General features: G+C 62.7%; 18 protein-coding genes. 7 read left to right on the top strand and 11 right to left on the bottom strand.

Annotated features, from left to right (window positions below):
* The first annotated feature begins 226 nt into the window (after positions 1–226).
* Both ACX3VQ_RS03670 and ACX3VQ_RS03675 read left to right on the top strand, forming a co-directional pair.
* Positions 227–2,446 (top strand): acylase, encoded by a 2,220-nt coding sequence (locus ACX3VQ_RS03670; protein WP_462579596.1) that lies wholly within the window; start codon positions 227–229, stop codon positions 2,444–2,446.
* A 71-nt stretch (positions 2,447–2,517) separates the two neighbouring features.
* Complete coding sequence (locus ACX3VQ_RS03675; RefSeq protein WP_462579597.1) at positions 2,518–2,817, top strand: lipocalin/fatty acid-binding family protein; 300 nt, start codon at positions 2,518–2,520, stop codon at positions 2,815–2,817.
* A gap of 84 nt (positions 2,818–2,901) precedes the next feature.
* Here the strand turns inward: ACX3VQ_RS03675 and ACX3VQ_RS03680 are convergent, their stop codons facing one another.
* The 10 genes from ACX3VQ_RS03680 to rpsU all read right to left on the bottom strand — a co-directional run bounded on the left by ACX3VQ_RS03680 (position 2,902) and on the right by rpsU (position 10,810).
* Positions 2,902–3,363 (bottom strand): tRNA (cytidine(34)-2'-O)-methyltransferase, encoded by a 462-nt coding sequence (locus tag ACX3VQ_RS03680; RefSeq protein WP_462579598.1) that lies wholly within the window; start codon positions 3,361–3,363, stop codon positions 2,902–2,904.
* The gene (locus ACX3VQ_RS03685) at positions 3,360–4,160 is read right to left on the bottom strand and encodes an alpha/beta fold hydrolase (RefSeq protein ID WP_462579599.1); all 801 of its coding nucleotides are present in this window, start codon (positions 4,158–4,160) and stop codon (positions 3,360–3,362) included. Before ACX3VQ_RS03685 ends, ACX3VQ_RS03680 begins: the two co-directional genes overlap by 4 nt.
* Before the next feature lie 39 nt (positions 4,161–4,199).
* Positions 4,200–5,696 (bottom strand): Asp-tRNA(Asn)/Glu-tRNA(Gln) amidotransferase subunit GatB, encoded by a 1,497-nt coding sequence (gene gatB, locus ACX3VQ_RS03690; RefSeq protein WP_462580678.1) that lies wholly within the window; start codon positions 5,694–5,696, stop codon positions 4,200–4,202.
* Positions 5,697–5,798: 102 nt separating this feature from the next.
* Positions 5,799–5,939 carry a glutamyl-tRNA amidotransferase gene (locus ACX3VQ_RS03695; protein ID WP_462571475.1) on the bottom strand — a complete coding sequence of 47 codons (141 nt, stop codon included), beginning with the start codon at positions 5,937–5,939 and terminating at the stop codon, positions 5,799–5,801.
* A gap of 9 nt (positions 5,940–5,948) precedes the next feature.
* The gene (locus ACX3VQ_RS03700) at positions 5,949–6,212 is read right to left on the bottom strand and encodes a hypothetical protein (RefSeq protein ID WP_462571474.1); all 264 of its coding nucleotides are present in this window, start codon (positions 6,210–6,212) and stop codon (positions 5,949–5,951) included.
* A complete protein-coding gene (gatA, locus tag ACX3VQ_RS03705; RefSeq protein WP_462579600.1) occupies positions 6,209–7,693 on the bottom strand; it encodes an Asp-tRNA(Asn)/Glu-tRNA(Gln) amidotransferase subunit GatA in 1,485 nt (494 codons plus the stop codon). The genes ACX3VQ_RS03700 and gatA overlap by 4 nt, the downstream gene beginning before the upstream one ends.
* A 118-nt stretch (positions 7,694–7,811) precedes the next feature.
* The gene (gene gatC / locus ACX3VQ_RS03710; RefSeq protein WP_462579601.1) at positions 7,812–8,114 is read right to left on the bottom strand and encodes an Asp-tRNA(Asn)/Glu-tRNA(Gln) amidotransferase subunit GatC; all 303 of its coding nucleotides are present in this window, start codon (positions 8,112–8,114) and stop codon (positions 7,812–7,814) included.
* 60 nt (positions 8,115–8,174) lie between these two features.
* The gene (locus ACX3VQ_RS03715; RefSeq protein ID WP_462579602.1) at positions 8,175–9,890 is read right to left on the bottom strand and encodes a DUF4153 domain-containing protein; all 1,716 of its coding nucleotides are present in this window, start codon (positions 9,888–9,890) and stop codon (positions 8,175–8,177) included.
* Between the two features lie 33 nt (positions 9,891–9,923).
* A complete protein-coding gene (locus ACX3VQ_RS03720) occupies positions 9,924–10,493 on the bottom strand; it encodes an FKBP-type peptidyl-prolyl cis-trans isomerase (RefSeq protein WP_462571469.1) in 570 nt (189 codons plus the stop codon).
* Between the two features lie 110 nt (positions 10,494–10,603).
* The gene (gene rpsU / locus ACX3VQ_RS03725; protein ID WP_066772550.1) at positions 10,604–10,810 is read right to left on the bottom strand and encodes a 30S ribosomal protein S21; all 207 of its coding nucleotides are present in this window, start codon (positions 10,808–10,810) and stop codon (positions 10,604–10,606) included.
* A 214-nt stretch (positions 10,811–11,024) separates the two neighbouring features.
* Between rpsU and crcB the strand changes: the two genes are divergently transcribed.
* The 5 genes from crcB to ACX3VQ_RS03750 are packed head-to-tail and all read left to right on the top strand — an operon-like array spanning position 11,025 to position 14,149.
* On the top strand, positions 11,025–11,453 hold the full coding sequence (gene crcB, locus ACX3VQ_RS03730; RefSeq protein ID WP_462579603.1) for a fluoride efflux transporter CrcB: 429 nt from the start codon (positions 11,025–11,027) through the stop codon (positions 11,451–11,453).
* A complete protein-coding gene (locus tag ACX3VQ_RS03735) occupies positions 11,450–12,595 on the top strand; it encodes an RluA family pseudouridine synthase (RefSeq protein WP_462579604.1) in 1,146 nt (381 codons plus the stop codon). Before crcB ends, ACX3VQ_RS03735 begins: the two co-directional genes overlap by 4 nt.
* Positions 12,592–13,242 carry an HAD-IA family hydrolase gene (locus ACX3VQ_RS03740; protein ID WP_462579605.1) on the top strand — a complete coding sequence of 217 codons (651 nt, stop codon included), beginning with the start codon at positions 12,592–12,594 and terminating at the stop codon, positions 13,240–13,242. Before ACX3VQ_RS03735 ends, ACX3VQ_RS03740 begins: the two co-directional genes overlap by 4 nt.
* Entirely contained in the window at positions 13,239–13,457 is a 219-nt protein-coding gene (locus ACX3VQ_RS03745; RefSeq protein WP_462571464.1) for a hypothetical protein, read from the top strand. The genes ACX3VQ_RS03740 and ACX3VQ_RS03745 overlap by 4 nt, the downstream gene beginning before the upstream one ends.
* The gene (locus ACX3VQ_RS03750; RefSeq protein WP_462579606.1) at positions 13,454–14,149 is read left to right on the top strand and encodes an ATP12 family chaperone protein; all 696 of its coding nucleotides are present in this window, start codon (positions 13,454–13,456) and stop codon (positions 14,147–14,149) included. The genes ACX3VQ_RS03745 and ACX3VQ_RS03750 overlap by 4 nt, the downstream gene beginning before the upstream one ends.
* Before the next feature lie 6 nt (positions 14,150–14,155).
* On the opposite strand, the gene ACX3VQ_RS03755 is transcribed toward ACX3VQ_RS03750, so the two are convergent.
* Positions 14,156–14,782, bottom strand: coding sequence for an ABC-type transport auxiliary lipoprotein family protein (locus ACX3VQ_RS03755; protein ID WP_462571462.1), 627 nt, complete (start codon positions 14,780–14,782; stop codon positions 14,156–14,158).
* Positions 14,783–14,788 lie beyond the last annotated feature (6 nt).

Genomic DNA, 14,788 nt, shown 5'->3' on the forward strand with positions numbered 1-14,788 from the left:
GAGCGGATTACCCCTTGGCCCTCATTTCAAGACCCTATTGATGTAGTGTTGCATTATGGCAACACAAGTACCCGTGTTGGAATTCTTCGCGGGTGTATTATTCAAATATAGGACCACTTCGATTGCGAGTAAGGGGCCACGCGCAAATTTTTGCATCTCACCGGGAAATCAACAGCTTCACCCGCATCACCAGAGCGGCTAGAGATGGCAGCCAAGGAGAGAGCGAATGCGGAGATGGATCGCGCGTGGCGGCTGGGCGCTGCTTGTCCTGCTGGTTGTGACTTTTGTCGTCCTGGCAAGCTGGGAACCGTTCTTCGCGCAGCGGGGCGAAGCACCGGACACAGGCCGCCAATACCGCGCCGAAATCATCCGCGACCAATATGGTGTGCCCCATATCTACGGCAAAACCGATGCCGACGTCGCCTTTGGCGTAGCCCTGGCTCAGGCAGAGGACGATTTTGCAACCCTGCAGGATGTCGTGGCGATGGCGCGCGGGCGCTATGGCGCGATCGCGGGCGAAGATGGCGCAGCGATTGACTATGCCTACCACCTGCTCGATGCGCGCGGCACCGCGCAGCGCCATTATGGCAGCCTGCCCGCAGATACCCGGGCGCTGTTCGAAGCCTATGCCGTTGGCCTCAACCAATATGCGCGCGCGCACCCGGGCGAACTGAAACTGGCCAATCTGTTCCCCGTGAATGGTGAAGACATTGCCGCCGGTTTCGCGCTGCGCCAGCCGTTTTTCTTCGGGCTGGGCAATGTGATCGAGCCATTGGTGAACGGTGGCCCTTTGCGGCGTGAATTCGGGCCGGACATTCCCGGCTTTCCGCGCGGCGACAGCACGCCTGACGCGCCAGCGATCATGGATGGTGAGGCACAGCAAACAGCCGCCGCATTCCCGCTGCCCTGGGGCAAGGAGGCGGCGCTGTCAGGCTCCAACGCCTTTGCCATCGCACCTGAGAAATCGGGCGGACCAACCACGCTGATTTCGAACAGTCACCAGCCGCTGCGTGGCGGCGTCGCCTGGTACGAACTCGTGGTCGAGAGCGAAGAGGGCTGGCATTATGCGGGCGCGAATTTCCCCGGTTCACCCTTCCCGTTTCTGGGCCATAACGAACATCTTGGCTGGACCAACACCGTCAACCGGCCCGATATGGTTGATATCTACAAGCTGGAAATGGACGAGAGCGGTACGCGTTACAGGCTCGACGGCGAATGGCGCGAACTGGAAAGCGAAACGGTAACCTTGCCGGTCAAGTTCGGCCCGATTGTGCTGCCGATCCGCCGCACGGTGCATCGCAGCGTCCACGGCCCGGTGATCTTCAACCACACCGGGGTTTATGCAGTCCGGTACGGCGGGATTGACCGGATTGACCAGCTTGACGCCTATTACCGGCTCAACAAGGCAACCAGCCTGGAGGAGTGGCAGGCGCAAATCGCACGGATGGCGATCCCCAGCACCAACTTCATCTATGCCGACAAGGATGGCAACATCGCCTATGTCTATAACGCCGCGATCCCTGACCGGCCCAGGGATGTAGAGGCCAACTGGCGCGGCATCCTGCCCGGCGATCGCAGCGATCTGATCTGGCATGGCGCGGTCGACTATGCCGAGCTTCCCAAGCTGATCAATCCGTCCTCCGGCTGGCTCTACAATTCGAACAACGAGCCCTATACAGCCGCCGGCGAGGCGGACGATCTTGATCCGGCGGATGTCTCGCCTGTGCTGGGGGTTGAGCTCAAGCAGACCAACCGTTCGCGCCGGGCATGGAAATTGCTGAGCGAAGCAGGCACGCTTGACCGCGAAGCCCTGCGGCGGATCAAATATGACACCGTCTATGAGCGCGAGGGCTATGTCGCCGAATTGTGGGACGCGCTGGAACAGCTCGACCTGTCAGGCGATGCCGGGCTGGCGAAGGCGCGCGACCTGCTGCTGGGATGGGACTTCAATGCAGACGGGCAAGGCGCAGCTGACAGCCTGGCCCTGCTGATGATCAAGGATTTCATGTCGGCCGAATACCAGAACAAGCCCTACCCTGACGTGAAGCAGCACCTGCGCGACAAGGTCGACCATCTGAATACGCATTTTGGCCGGATCGATCCGCCGATGGGCGAATTGCTCAGGCTGCGGCAGGGGAAGGTCGATCTGCCGCTGGATGGGGGTTCGGACACTTTGCGAGCCTCCACCACATGGCAGGTGGATGATGACGGGCGGTTGAGGCTGGTCCATGGCGACAGCTTCATCCAGTGGGTCGAATGGCGATCCGGCGAGCGTGTGCGTTCACAATCGGTCCAGCCGTTTGGCGCGGCGATCTCGCGGCCCGGCAGCCCGCACCACACCGACCAGATGCAGCTGTTCGTGCAGCACAAGCTCAAACCGGTGCATTTCTGGCGCGAGGACGCGCTGGCCAATGCCAAACAGCGATATGTGGTTGAGTCCAACTGACACGCGTGTAAACAATATCATATGCCCCGCCCGGAGGCGTTTGCCGGGCAACCAGTTTATAGGAGAACCCCATGTCCGTAGCCGGAACTTACAATACCACCGTCAAAAGCCCGATGGGCGACCAGAGCGGAACGCTGACCGTCAATGACAATGGCGATGGTTCTTTCAGCGGCAATATGGCCGGCGCAATGGGCAGCATGGACATTGAGAATGGCACGGTTGATGGCAACACCATCTCCTGGAAGATGCAGATGGTGGTACCCATGCCGATGACGCTTGACTGCACAGCAACGATCGATGGCGATGCGCTGACCGGCAGCGTCAATGCCGGCGCATTCGGCGCGATGCCGCTTTCGGGTACGCGCGCTTAAATTCGATCATATTCGGAGCAAGCAAAGGCCGCCGGAGTTAGCGCTCCGGCGGCTTTTCGTATCCGGGTCCGGCCCGCCCTGTCCCTAATGGGGTAAATGATTGCGCAGCGCCTGATAGGCCGCCGCAGCCACAGTGTTGGCCAAATTGAGCGAGCGCACCTTGTCAGAGCGCATTGGCAAGCTCACCATCTGCGCGCGGTGTACCTCCACGATCTCTGGCGGGATGCCCTTGGTCTCGCGCCCGAACACCAGATAGGCGTCCGCCGGATATTCGGGTTCGTAGAATGTGCGCGGGGCATATTCCTCGAACAGGAACAGCTGGTTTTCGCGTGGCTTTCGTTCCGCGATGAACGCATCCCAGCTGGCGAACTCCACCAGCCTTATGTGCGGCCAGTAATCGAGGCCCGAACGCTTCACCCGCTTGTCTGAAATATCAAAACCGAGCGGGTGGATCAGCACAAGCTCCATATCCAGCGCCACGCATGTGCGCCCGACTGCCCCGGTGTTGCCGGGTATCTCTGGCTGGATGAGGACGATGGAGGTCACGGCTGCTCCCGGAGTGGCTGCGCAACCATGCTTTCCAGGTAGAAGCGCAGCGTCGAGAAATGCGACAGGCCGGACAGCATGATCACTTCCGGCTGGTCGGGCAGGGCCTCGGCCAAGGCGCGCGCCATCATTGGCGGAGTCCAGTCGTCCTCACTGCCCTGCCAGATCGTCACCGGCTGGCGCACCTTGGCAAGTTCGGCCGACCAGTCGGCAACATAAAGCCGGATTTCCTCGACATAGGCCGCACGCTGTTCCAGCAGGCTGCTTCGCAAGGAAAACGCAAGCTGCGCGAGGAACTGCGGATCGGTCGTCAGAGCGCGATCGGCTCCCCGGGCCTTGGCCATCAGGGCAGCGGCCAGACGGCGGGAGGCGAAACGGGCAAACTGTGCCTGCATCGTGGTGAAGGCCGCAAAGGCCAAACGCCCCGCTTGCGCTGCGCGAAACACCGGCGCACCCGCCATGTGCGCGATGAAGTCTCCGAGGCCCAGCGGGCCAGCCGGGGACACGAGATCGATCTGCGATACGCGTGCGCCCAGCCGCGGCGCGACCTGCAGGGCAGCGGCGGCCCCGAGCGAGAAGCCCACCAGCCTCACCTCACCGGTCGCCACCGTGCGCTCGATCGATTCGGCAAGCCCATCGAAATAGTCGAGGCGACTGGCAGACGGTCGCTGAAGATCTCGCGCGACAACGTGGAAATCTTCGGTCTCTGCCGCGATCTGCGGGCCGAACGCCCGAAGCTCTGCTGCCGACCCCGGCAAGCCGTGAAAATAGAGCGTGACAGGCGCGGCACTCGCCATGGAATCGAACTTCGCTCCGCAATTGTCAGGCGGCGAGACTTACCCCAACCTGTCCTTCAGGATCTGGTTCACCACCGCCGGATTGGCCTTGCCGGCCATTGCCTTCATCGTCTGGCCGACGAAGAAGCCGAACAGCTTGTCCTTGCCGCCGCGATATTCCTCGACCTTGTCCATGTTGGCGGCGATGATGCCGTCAATCGCGGCTTCGATCGCGCCGGTATCGCTGACCTGCTTCAGGCCCTCGGTATCGGCGATTTCGGCCGGATCGCGCCCTTCCCTGAGCACGATCTCAAAGATTTCCTTGGCCTGGCCGCCCGAAATCTCGCCCGCATCCTGCAGCTTGAGGATTGCAGCCTGGCGCGCGGCGGTAGCATGGGCCAGATCAGCCTCGTCGCCCAGCGCATTGATCACGCCCGGCGCGACCGAGAGCGCCCAATTGGCGACCTGAGTGGCGACTGCTGCCTCACCCTTGCCGATGGCGCTGGCGGTTGCGCTAAGCAGCGTCTCGAAGCGGGCGAAGGTTTCGACTTCGGCGGTCAATTCGCGTGCATTATATTCGCTCAGCCCCAGCTCGTTGACATAGCGGCGGCGCTTGGCGTCGGGCAGTTCGGGCAGCGAGGCACGGCATTCCTCAAGAAAACCCTGCTCGAGTTCGAGCGGCAGCAGGTCGGGATCGGGGAAATAGCGATAGTCATGCGCGTCTTCCTTGCTGCGCATGGTCCGCGTGGTGCCGCTTGCCACGTCGAACAGGCGGGTTTCCTGTTCCACCTTGCCGCCGCTTTCGATCAAATCGACCTGGCGGTTCGCCTCATATTCGATCACCTGCATCACGAAGCGCACCGAGTTGACGTTCTTCGTCTCGGTCCGCGTGCCGAATTCTTCGCCCGGGCGGCGCACGGAAACGTTGACGTCCGCGCGCATGCTGCCTTCTTCCATATTGCCGTCGCAGCTGCCGACATAGCGCAGGATGCTGCGCAGCTTGCGCACGTAAGCGCCCGCCTCGGCAGGAGAGCGCATGTCGGGCTTGGAGACGATTTCCATCAGCGCCACGCCGCAGCGGTTGAGATCGACGTAAGACATGGTCGGGTGCTGGTCATGCATCAGCTTGCCCGCATCCTGCTCAACATGGATGCGCTCGATCCCGATCACCTTGTCAGTGGCGATCCCCGCCTTCTCGTCCGCCTCGATCAGCAGCTGCCCTTCGCCCACCAGCGGGTGATAGAGCTGGCTGATCTGGTAGCCCTGCGGCAGATCGGCATAGAAGTAGTTCTTGCGGTCGAACCGGCTCCACTTGTTGATCTGCGCCTCGATCGCCATGCCGGTGCGCACCGCCTGGCGGATGCACTCGCGGTTGGGAACGGGCAGCATGCCGGGCATGGCCGCATCGACCAGGCTCACCTGGCTGTTCGGCTCCGCCCCGAATTCGGTCGAGGCCCCGCTGAACAGCTTGGAGTGCGATGTCACCTGCGCATGGACCTCAAGGCCGATCACGACCTCCCATTCGCCGGTTGCGCCCTGGATGCGATAGTTGGTCATCATGTTATCTCGTCATTCCGGCGAAGGCCGGAATCCAGTTCCGACGGTCGCGCTTTGCCATTCTGGATCCCGGCCTGCGCCGGGATGACGATTAAAGGTCCGTCAGCCCTCGCTTTTATCATCCTCGATCACTTTGCCATCAGGCCCGAACCTTGCTTCGCCATGCTCGACATTCTTGCTCAGCCACAAGGTCAACAGCCCCAGCAGCACGAAGCAGATCAGGAAGATGACGGCGTAGAGCATTATTCAAACTTAGCGTAAGTTGTCAGGGTCATATTTGCCAATCAAATGTTCCCGCTCAAATTTATCCTGATCGTAAAGCGGCTCTGCCACACGCCCAGTGTGCTCCTCAATTCTCTCAAGTGATTTGCGTATCCAATTAAGTTCCTCACGAATCGCTTCAACAGCGTCGGAGTTGTCAGATTCATTGTTCTTTCGTAATGTTTTTTGGATCCCATCCAAGCCGAACAGAACGCCCAAAAAACCAGCTATTACAATGAGTTCTATAGCACTCACCACCACTTCTCCGGCTTCGCGCTGAAGCCCGCACGCTGCTGAATCGCGAGGCCCGCATTGAGCACGCCCTGTTCGTCAAACGGCTTGCCCACGATCTGCAAACCCAGCGGCAACCCGTCATCGGTCAGCATGGCGGGAACGCTCATCGCCGGAAGCCCCGCGAGCGAAGCAGGCACCGCGAACACATCGTTCAAATACATCGTCAGCGGATCGTCATTGAGCGAGTTCAGCGGGAAGGAAGCCGTCGGCGTGGTCGGCGCCAGGATCACGTCGCATTCCGCCCATGCACGCTCGAAATCGCGCGCGACCAGCGCCCGCACCTTCTGCGCCTGGTTGTAATAGGCGTCATAGAAGCCTGCCGAAAGCACATAGGTGCCGATCAGGATGCGGCGCTTGACCTCGTCACCAAAGCCGGCAGCGCGAGTGGCGGCATACATGTCCTGCAGACCGGCGCCTTCGGGCAGTTCACGCAGGCCGTAACGCACCCCGTCATAGCGCGCGAGGTTGCTGGAGGCTTCGGCGGGGGCAATGATGTAATAGGCGGGCAGTGCGTACTTCGTGTGCGGCAGGCTGATGTCGACGATCTCCGCCCCCGCATCGCGCAGCCATTCCTTGCCCTGGTCCCAGCTTTTCAGGATCGCCTCGTCGGTGCCGTCCATGCGGTATTCGCGCGGAATGCCCACCTTCTTGCCCCTGAGATCGGCATTGAGCTCGGCTTCCCATGCGGGCACCGGCAGGTCCAGGCTGGTCGCATCCTTGGGATCGAAGCCCGCCATCGCCTCGAGCATGATCGCGCAATCCTCGACGCTGCGCGCCATCGGCCCGGCCTGATCGAGGCTGCTGGCAAAGGCGACGACGCCCCAGCGGCTGCAACGGCCATAGGTGGGCTTGATCCCGCAAATGCCGGTGAAGGCAGCGGGCTGGCGAATCGAGCCGCCGGTGTCGGTGCCGGTGGCGGCAGGGGCGATCCGCGACGAAACGGCTGCGGACGAGCCACCCGAGGAACCGCCCGGGCTCATTGCGGCATTGCTGCCCGCCTTGCGCCAGGGTGAGGAAACATTGCCGAAATAGGAAGTCTCGTTCGAGGAGCCCATGGCGAACTGGTCAAGGTTGAGCTTACCCAGCATGCCCGCGCCCGCATCCCACAAATTCTGCGAGACGGTGCTTTCATATTGGGGCTTGAACCCTTCAAGGATGTGGCTTGCTGCGGTGGTCTGCACGCCGCGGGTGGCGAACAGGTCCTTCATGCCGATCGGCACGCCCGCCATCTTGCCCAGCGGCTGGCCTGCGGCGCGCGCGGCATCGGCCTTGTCCGCCGCCGCCAGTGCATGATCGGGCGTGGTGACGATAAAGGCGTTGAGCGCGGCAGCTTCGGCCACAGCAGCGTTGAAACTTTCCGCCACTTCGCGTGCGGTGAAATCGCCCTTGGCAACCCCGTCGCGAATGGCCTTGACGCCAAGAGAGGTAATCTCGCTACTCATACTTCGTCATTCCCGCGAAGGCGGGAATCCAGATTCCCTTTGATTGTGGTTCCCGGATCACGCGCGGTCCGAAGCGAGTTCGTCCCGCTGTCCGGGATGACGATTGAATACTGGACCATCACTCGATCACCTTGGGAACGCCGAAAAAGCCATGCTCCGGCGCAGGCGCATTGGCCAGCACATCGTCACGCTTGCCTCCACCGGTCAGCGGATCGGCATCGATCACATCGTCGCGCAGGCGCAGATGGTTCGGAATGACGGCGGTCATCGGCTCAACCCCGGTCACATCGACTTCGCCGAGCTGCTCAACCCAGGTGAGGATACCGTTGAGCTCGGGCACCATGCGCTCAAGCTCTTCGTCACCCATCTTGATGCGGGCCAAAGTTGCAATCTTGGCCACAATTGCTTTATCTACGGACATGGCTTGCGCGTTAGCCGCGCGCGGACCGCCCTTCAAGCGCGAGTTGATGTAGCGCGCGCCTTATTTGAAGGGTTGGCTGGCAGGCTTTCCGCCGACAAAGACCTGATAGCCGGTGAAAGGACGCAGTTCGACCTCTCCATCTGCGTCGGGTGCCCCCTGCAAACCTTCATACTCATGGATCAATCGGCCATTCACCACGTGCTGGGTAATCGCCTTGGCAGCACCCGGCTTCACAAGCAGCAATTGCGGGTTGGTTCCATATCCCGACTTTGTCATCACCGCTACCAGCTCACCGTTTTCGATGTCGCCAAGCGAAACAACTCTGCAACCTTCGCGGCAAAAGATGACTTCATCACGTAAGTAAGCGCGAATTGCGTTCGCTGTTGTATCATCAAATTCAGATAGGTCGGCCTTGAAGGATATCTCTCGGCGCTCGCTAGTGGTGATGCGACCATAAGGTCGGCTCTCAAGGACTTGTGCGTCCTTGGCCAACGTGGCAATTTCCGCATTCTCGCTTTTGGCCAGCTTGGCCAGTGCCGTTCGCCCGGCGTCGCCAAAATCCCAGCGCAGCGCGGCATAGTCGAAATCCTGTGCACTCACGTCGCCCGATTCGAGCCGCGCGAGCTGGTTGCTGGCCGAAATCGCCCCGAAATTGAAGATCGGCAGCGCGAGGATGAAAGCGATCACGCAGGTCAGCACTGCCAGATGCAGGTTGGCCTGCCGCAGCAGATCGCGCCAGCCCTCTCGCCGCCCGCGAATGGCGGAGACGAAATAACCCACGCCATAGGCTACCGCGACAGCAATCGCGACAAGCGCCCACAGCCGTTCAGGGCTGAGTCCGTGCTGGCCAATGCGTGTGCCCATCGAAATTGCCGCCATCACTGCCAGCGGCAATATGCCGAGCGCCAGCACGAAGCCCGCAATGCGCAAGATGCGCGAATTGCTGGCCTGCTCGTCCTCGTCGCGCACCACCGCGTTGGTGAGCACGAAACAGCCCACTGCAATCGCCAGCAGCAAGGGAGTGGCGCTCTTGGTCGCTTCCCACAGTACGTCGAGGCCGGAGAGCGCGACTGCACCAAGAAACACCACCAGCGCTGCCGCCAGCGGCACCGCCAGGATTGACAGAACCAGCAGCACCACATTCTGCAAGGTGCCGATAATCTTGAGCTGGTTGCGCAGCACGCCCAGCGCCGCGCCAACTGCCGCGCCGGAAAACAGCCAGCCGAACCAGCCCTCGTCGATCAGATCGCGCAGCAGATCGATCTTGATTACCCGGAACAACTCGCTGAGCAGCAGCAGCAGGGCCCAGGCCAGGCCAAGAAAGGCCAAGGCGCCGGCGGCGCTGATTGCATCGGTCCAGACGTGGAAATGGGTCGCCTTGTAAGAGGTCTGCCAGCGCAGCCGGTGAAAACCGGCCTGGAACAAGGGCACGGAAAGCGTCACCGCCAGAATGCCCGCAGCGATCCAGAATTCTTCATCAGCATAGCTGTCGCCAGCCGCGGTCGCGCGCCAGGCGATCCCCGCCATTACCAGTGCCACGCCGCCTGAAAACACCAACGGCGCCTTCCAGCGATCTTCTGCAAGCGTGAACGCAAGGCCGAGCGGGCCGAAAACCAGGGCCGCCGCCAGCGCCATGCGCCATGGCACATGTTCGCCCCCGTCACTTGCGAAATAGACCAGCAGCGCGGCCAGGCCCAGCAGCGCCGCCAGCACCCAGGGCCGCTGCGGCCAATCATGCAGCGTGCTGTCGTTCTCGCTATCGCTATGCGCGGCCATGCTGATCTCTCCTTCAGCGACCTTGCAGGCGGATCAGGGTTGCGGCGGTCCTTCCGCACCCGGCTCGCCATTTCCAGCACCGGGGCCCTGCATCATCTGCTGCATGATCATGAAACGTCGTTCGGCATCTTCCTGGCTCATGAAATCGACCAGTTCGACTTCGAATGTCAGGTCGGCGCCCGGCGGGATTTCCGATTGTGGCGGGGGTGCATCGCCATAGGCGAGCTTGGCCGGGATATTCAGGCGATACTTGCCGCCCTTTTCCATCTGCTTGAGCCCCTGGTAAAAGCCTTCCACCATCTGGCCCGGCTGGATCAGCATGGGAATGCCGTCAGGGAATACGCCCGGAGGGAAGGGAGACGAATCGGCCTGGTCAAATACCGTGCCGTCATCCAGCATGCCCTTGTATTTGACGAAGGCAACATCGCCATCGGCCGGGCTCTCCCCCGTGCCAGCCGCCAGTTCTTTCAGCGTTATTCCCGCCGGGGCTGCAGACCACGCGATCCCCGCGCCGAGCAGGATGGCGACGATCACCCCCAGCCACAGCTTGGTGAGCGAGCCTTTTTCGATCGGCTGGATGGGAACGCGGGTGACTTCGCTCATGGATAGGGTCCTGTCTGTGCGCGGGAATGCAAAAGGGCGCGGAATCGGTTTCCGCGCCCTGATGGCTTATCGCATGTATCTGTTCAAGCGTGAAAGCTTGAACACGCGGCTTACTTGACGCCGTCGCGCTCCATCCGCTTGCGCTCAAGCTTGCGTGCACGGCGCACGGCAGCGGCCTTTTCACGGGCGCGCTTTTCGCTTGGCTTTTCATAGTGGCGGCGCAGTTTCATTTCGCGATACACCCCCTCGCGCTGCAGCTTCTTCTTGAGCGCGCGCAGGGCCTGGTCGACATTGTTATCGCGAACGATGATTTGCATAAATTCCTACACCTCACAGCAATGAAACAGAGCCCGCATGCGCGCGGGTTGCCCCACTTGAAATTCAACGAAAAACTGCCGAATCCGCACGGCGGTCGGCTCTATCGAGGCGCGCACTAGCCAAATCATTCGCTTTTGGCAAGGCTTTGCCGGATGCCCAGCGCAGAAAAGCCCCGCTATGCAGCGCGCGCAAGGCCCGTTAAGGAGGGCCGCAATGTCTGCAAGCCTCTCTCCACTTAGCGCCAGCCTCAACGTTGCCATTGGCGGCGGAATCGGTGCACTGCTGCGCTACCAACTGGGGCGCGGGATGACCTATTGGCTCGGCCATAACGTCATCACCACCTTTCCCTGGGCTACGCTGGCGGCCAATGTGATCGGCAGCATGGCAATGGGCCTGCTCGCCGGGTGGCTGGCGCGGCACGGCAATGCCAGTGGCAGCTTGATGAGCAGCGAGCAGATGCGGCTGCTGCTGGGCGTGGGCCTGCTGGGCGGGTTCACCACTTTCAGCGCCTTCAGCCTCGAGCTGATGCTGCTCATCGAACGCGGACAGTCTGCAACCGCCCTCACCTATGCCGGCGTTTCGGTGCTGGCGGGGCTCGTCGGGCTGTATCTCGGCCTTATCGTGATGCGGGTGGCGGGATGAGCGAGCAGGGCACCTCGGCCGAAGTCCGCCAGTTTACCGTCGAGGCCGATGACGATGGCGTGCGGCTTGATCGCTGGTTCAAGCGCAATTTGCCGCAGATCGGCTTTGGCACGGTATCGAAATGGGCGCGTACCGGGCAGCTGCGCGTCGATGGCAAAAGGGTCAAGCCCGATGACCGGCTCAGCGCCGGGCAAGTGCTGCGCGTTCCGCCGGGCGGCGAGGAAACCGGCCGCAAGCCCAGGCCAAAGCGCGAATTGTCAGCCGAGGAGATCGCCGAGGCCAAGGCGATGGTGATCGCGGAAACGAAGAGCGCGATCGTGCTCAACAAGCCGCCGGGCCTTGCGACCCAGGGCGGCAGCAAGACCCACAAGCATGTCGACGGGCTGCTCGATGCCTTCGTTGAGGGGGATGCCCCCCGACCCCGCCTCGTCCACCGGCTCGACAAGGATACATCCGGCGTCCTGCTGATCGCGCGCACGCCAGGCAGTGCAGCGAGTTTCTCCAAGCGTTTTTCTGGCCGCAGCGCGCGCAAGATTTACTGGGCGCTGGTGGTTGGTGTGCCCGATGTGAAGGAAGGCACGATCGATGCGCCGCTGGCCAAGCAGCCGGGCACCGGCGGCGAGAAGATGCATGTCGACCAGGAAAATGGCCAAACGGCCAAGACCCGCTACCGCGTGGTCGACACCGCGGGCAAGCGCGCTGCGTGGGTCGAGCTGGAACCGCTGACCGGGCGCACCCACCAGCTGCGCGTGCATCTGGAGGCGATCGGCCATCCGATCGTAGGCGACGGCAAATATGGCGGGCAGGAGGCCTTCCTCACCGGCAGCATCAGCCGCAAGATGCACCTGCACGCGCGGCGGCTGGTGATCGGCGAGCCCGGTGGGGGGACGCTCGACGTTACCGCCGATCTGCCTGAACATTTCGCTGCAAGCATGGAACAGCTCGGCTTCGATCAACGGCTAAGCGATGCCGCCTCGCTGCGCGCGGATATCACGGAAAAGACCCGCGCCGAGAAGAAGCAGGCCGCCCGCGCCCATGCCAAGCAATATCGCAAGAGCCAGCGCAGCCCGCGCCGCGCGCGCGGCGTGGCGGAACCAGGCAAGGGCAAGCCAAAGGGGCCGGTGAAAGGTCGGCGCAAATGACCCATCGCCTCGCCGTGTTCGATTGCGACGGCACGCTGGTCGACGGGCAAGCGCATGTCTGCGACACGATGGAGCAGGCCTTCATCGAAGCTGGCCTGCCCGCGCCCGACCGCAACGAAGTGCGCCGCTCGGTCGGCCTCAGCCTGCCAGTCGCGATCCGCAGGCTAGCCCCTGATCTGGACGACGCGCTCAATGCGCATCTGGTGCAGGCCTACAAGCAAGGTTTCTTCGCACGCCGGCAGGAGGGAATGATCCACGAGCCGCTGTATGACGGGATCCGCGAACTGCTGCACCGCCTGGCCGATTCGGGCTGGGTGCTGGCCGTGGCCACCGGCAAGAGCGAACGCGGGCTCCAGGCCTGCCTTGCGCAGCACGGGCTCACCGGCCTGTTCTCATCGCTCCAGACATCGGACCGGCACCCTTCAAAGCCGCATACCGACATGCTCGATGCTGCCTTGCTTGAGGCTGGCGTCCCCCCCCAAGCGGCGGTGATGATCGGCGATACCAGTTTCGACATTGTAATGGCGCGCGATGCCGGCGTGCGGGCGCTGGGCGTGGCCTGGGGCTATCACACGCCAGAGGAATTGCGCGAGGCCGGGGCAGAGAATATCGCCGAGCGCCCGGCGGATCTGGAGGCGCTTTTGTGAACCAGGCGGATGAAACGCAGGCGAAGCGGCGCTTCATGCTGCTCAACCTCGCGCGGCTGGGCGGGCTGGCGCTGGTGCTGTTGGGGATTGCCATTGCGAGCGGAACAATCGCCCTGCCCGCGCCGGTCGGATGGGTGCTGGCGATCATCGGCACGGCCGAATTCTTCTTCCTGCCTCCGATGCTCGCCAAGAACTGGCGCAGTGGAGATCGATGAAGCGCTTTTACGACACGGTGGATGTTGGCGATATCGATCACGGCTGGCAGGTCCGGCTGGACGGTCGCGGCATCAAGACCATAATGGGCAGCCCACAAGTCGTGCCCACGCGCGCGCTGGCCGAGGCGCTGGCGCGCGAATGGGCCGATCAGGGTGAGGAAATCGATCCCGCACGCTTCGTGATGCGGGACATGGCCGATTTCGCGATCGACCTGGTGCAGCCCGATCCCACCGCAACCATCGCCACACTGATCCGCTTCGCCGAGAGCGATACGCTGTGCTATCGCGCCGACCCTGACGAGCCGCTGTTTGTCCGCCAGCAGGAAGTATGGGAACCGCTGCTCGCGGCCATCGAATCGCGCGATGGGATCAGCTTTACGCGCGTCAGCGGGATCATTCACCGCGCCCAGCCGAGCCAAACGCTGGCGCGGCTGCGCCAACGGCTGGCCAGCCATGACCATTTCACACTGGCCGCGCTTCAGACCATGGCCTCGCTCTCTACATCGCTGTGCATCGCGCTGCTGGCGCTGGAGGACGGGGCCGATCCGGCCAGCCTGTGGCGCGCGGCGAGCCTGGAGGAAGAGTGGCAGGCCGATCTGTGGGGGCGCGATCACGAGGCTGAAGAGCGCCGTGCCCAGCGGCAGGAAGCGTTCCTCGCCGCGGCGGAATTTGCGCGCCTGGCGCGCGCCTGACCCGATTCAGCTGACCCAGTCGGCCACCTGGCGGGCAACGTCGTTGGCGGCGCGGTTGAGCGCAGCGCCAACCGGCCCGGCTTCGGCAAGGATACCTTCCTCCACCGCTTCGAAACGCTGCTGGCGAACGCTGCCGTCGGCGCCCAGCAAGGTCGCATCAAAGCGCACCACCACAGCCGAGCGCGATGAATCATAGCCGAAAGTGTCGAGATGGCCGCGCAGCTGCACGCCTCCCCGCGCCGCCGGATCGCCGCCGGGCAGCACCACCTTTTCGCTGCGCACCCGGATCGTTTCGGCCAGAAGGCTGCGGAACAATTGCGCGGGACGCTCGACCCACACCGCATTCGTGAGATAGGCGAGACTCGAATCGCTGATCTGCACCGGCACGCGCAGCACATCGATCTCGGCAGGAACGGTTGGCTCATGAAGCGCGATCGTATCACCGCGCGCCACATCCAGCGAACTCCCCGCAGGCGCCGACAGCTCAGGCGTCAGCGTAAGCAGAGTGGCGGGCGGTTCCGCCCCGCCCAGGCTGACACAGCCGCCCAGGGCGAGCAGCGATGCCGCAAGCCCTGCACGCAGCCACACAGCGGATCGGTTGGCGCAGACAGGCATCGCACGCGCTTTTGTCATGGCATT

The sequence above is a fragment of the Altererythrobacter chaiwopuensis genome (assembly GCF_054957735.1).

Bases quoted from the DNA above. Each gene is read 5' to 3' on its own strand.
- ACX3VQ_RS03715 (WP_462579602.1), bottom strand. From the start codon at position 9,890: ATGGCCGCGCATAGCGATAGCGAGAACGACAGCACGCTGCATGATTGG.
- ACX3VQ_RS03735 (WP_462579604.1), top strand. From the start codon at position 11,450: ATGAGCGAGCAGGGCACCTCGGCCGAAGTCCGCCAGTTTACCGTCGAG.
- ACX3VQ_RS03720 (WP_462571469.1), bottom strand. From the start codon at position 10,493: ATGAGCGAAGTCACCCGCGTTCCCATCCAGCCGATCGAAAAAGGCTCG.
- gatA (WP_462579600.1), bottom strand. From the start codon at position 7,693: ATGAGTAGCGAGATTACCTCTCTTGGCGTCAAGGCCATTCGCGACGGG.
- gatC (WP_462579601.1), bottom strand. From the start codon at position 8,114: ATGTCCGTAGATAAAGCAATTGTGGCCAAGATTGCAACTTTGGCCCGC.
- ACX3VQ_RS03695 (WP_462571475.1), bottom strand. From the start codon at position 5,939: ATGCTCTACGCCGTCATCTTCCTGATCTGCTTCGTGCTGCTGGGGCTG.
- ACX3VQ_RS03755 (WP_462571462.1), bottom strand. From the start codon at position 14,782: ATGACAAAAGCGCGTGCGATGCCTGTCTGCGCCAACCGATCCGCTGTG.
- crcB (WP_462579603.1), top strand. From the start codon at position 11,025: ATGTCTGCAAGCCTCTCTCCACTTAGCGCCAGCCTCAACGTTGCCATT.
- ACX3VQ_RS03685 (WP_462579599.1), bottom strand. From the start codon at position 4,160: ATGGCGAGTGCCGCGCCTGTCACGCTCTATTTTCACGGCTTGCCGGGG.
- ACX3VQ_RS03750 (WP_462579606.1), top strand. From the start codon at position 13,454: ATGAAGCGCTTTTACGACACGGTGGATGTTGGCGATATCGATCACGGC.
- gatB (WP_462580678.1), bottom strand. From the start codon at position 5,696: ATGACCAACTATCGCATCCAGGGCGCAACCGGCGAATGGGAGGTCGTG.
- ACX3VQ_RS03675 (WP_462579597.1), top strand. From the start codon at position 2,518: ATGTCCGTAGCCGGAACTTACAATACCACCGTCAAAAGCCCGATGGGC.
- rpsU (WP_066772550.1), bottom strand. From the start codon at position 10,810: ATGCAAATCATCGTTCGCGATAACAATGTCGACCAGGCCCTGCGCGCG.
- ACX3VQ_RS03670 (WP_462579596.1), top strand. From the start codon at position 227: ATGCGGAGATGGATCGCGCGTGGCGGCTGGGCGCTGCTTGTCCTGCTG.
- ACX3VQ_RS03740 (WP_462579605.1), top strand. From the start codon at position 12,592: ATGACCCATCGCCTCGCCGTGTTCGATTGCGACGGCACGCTGGTCGAC.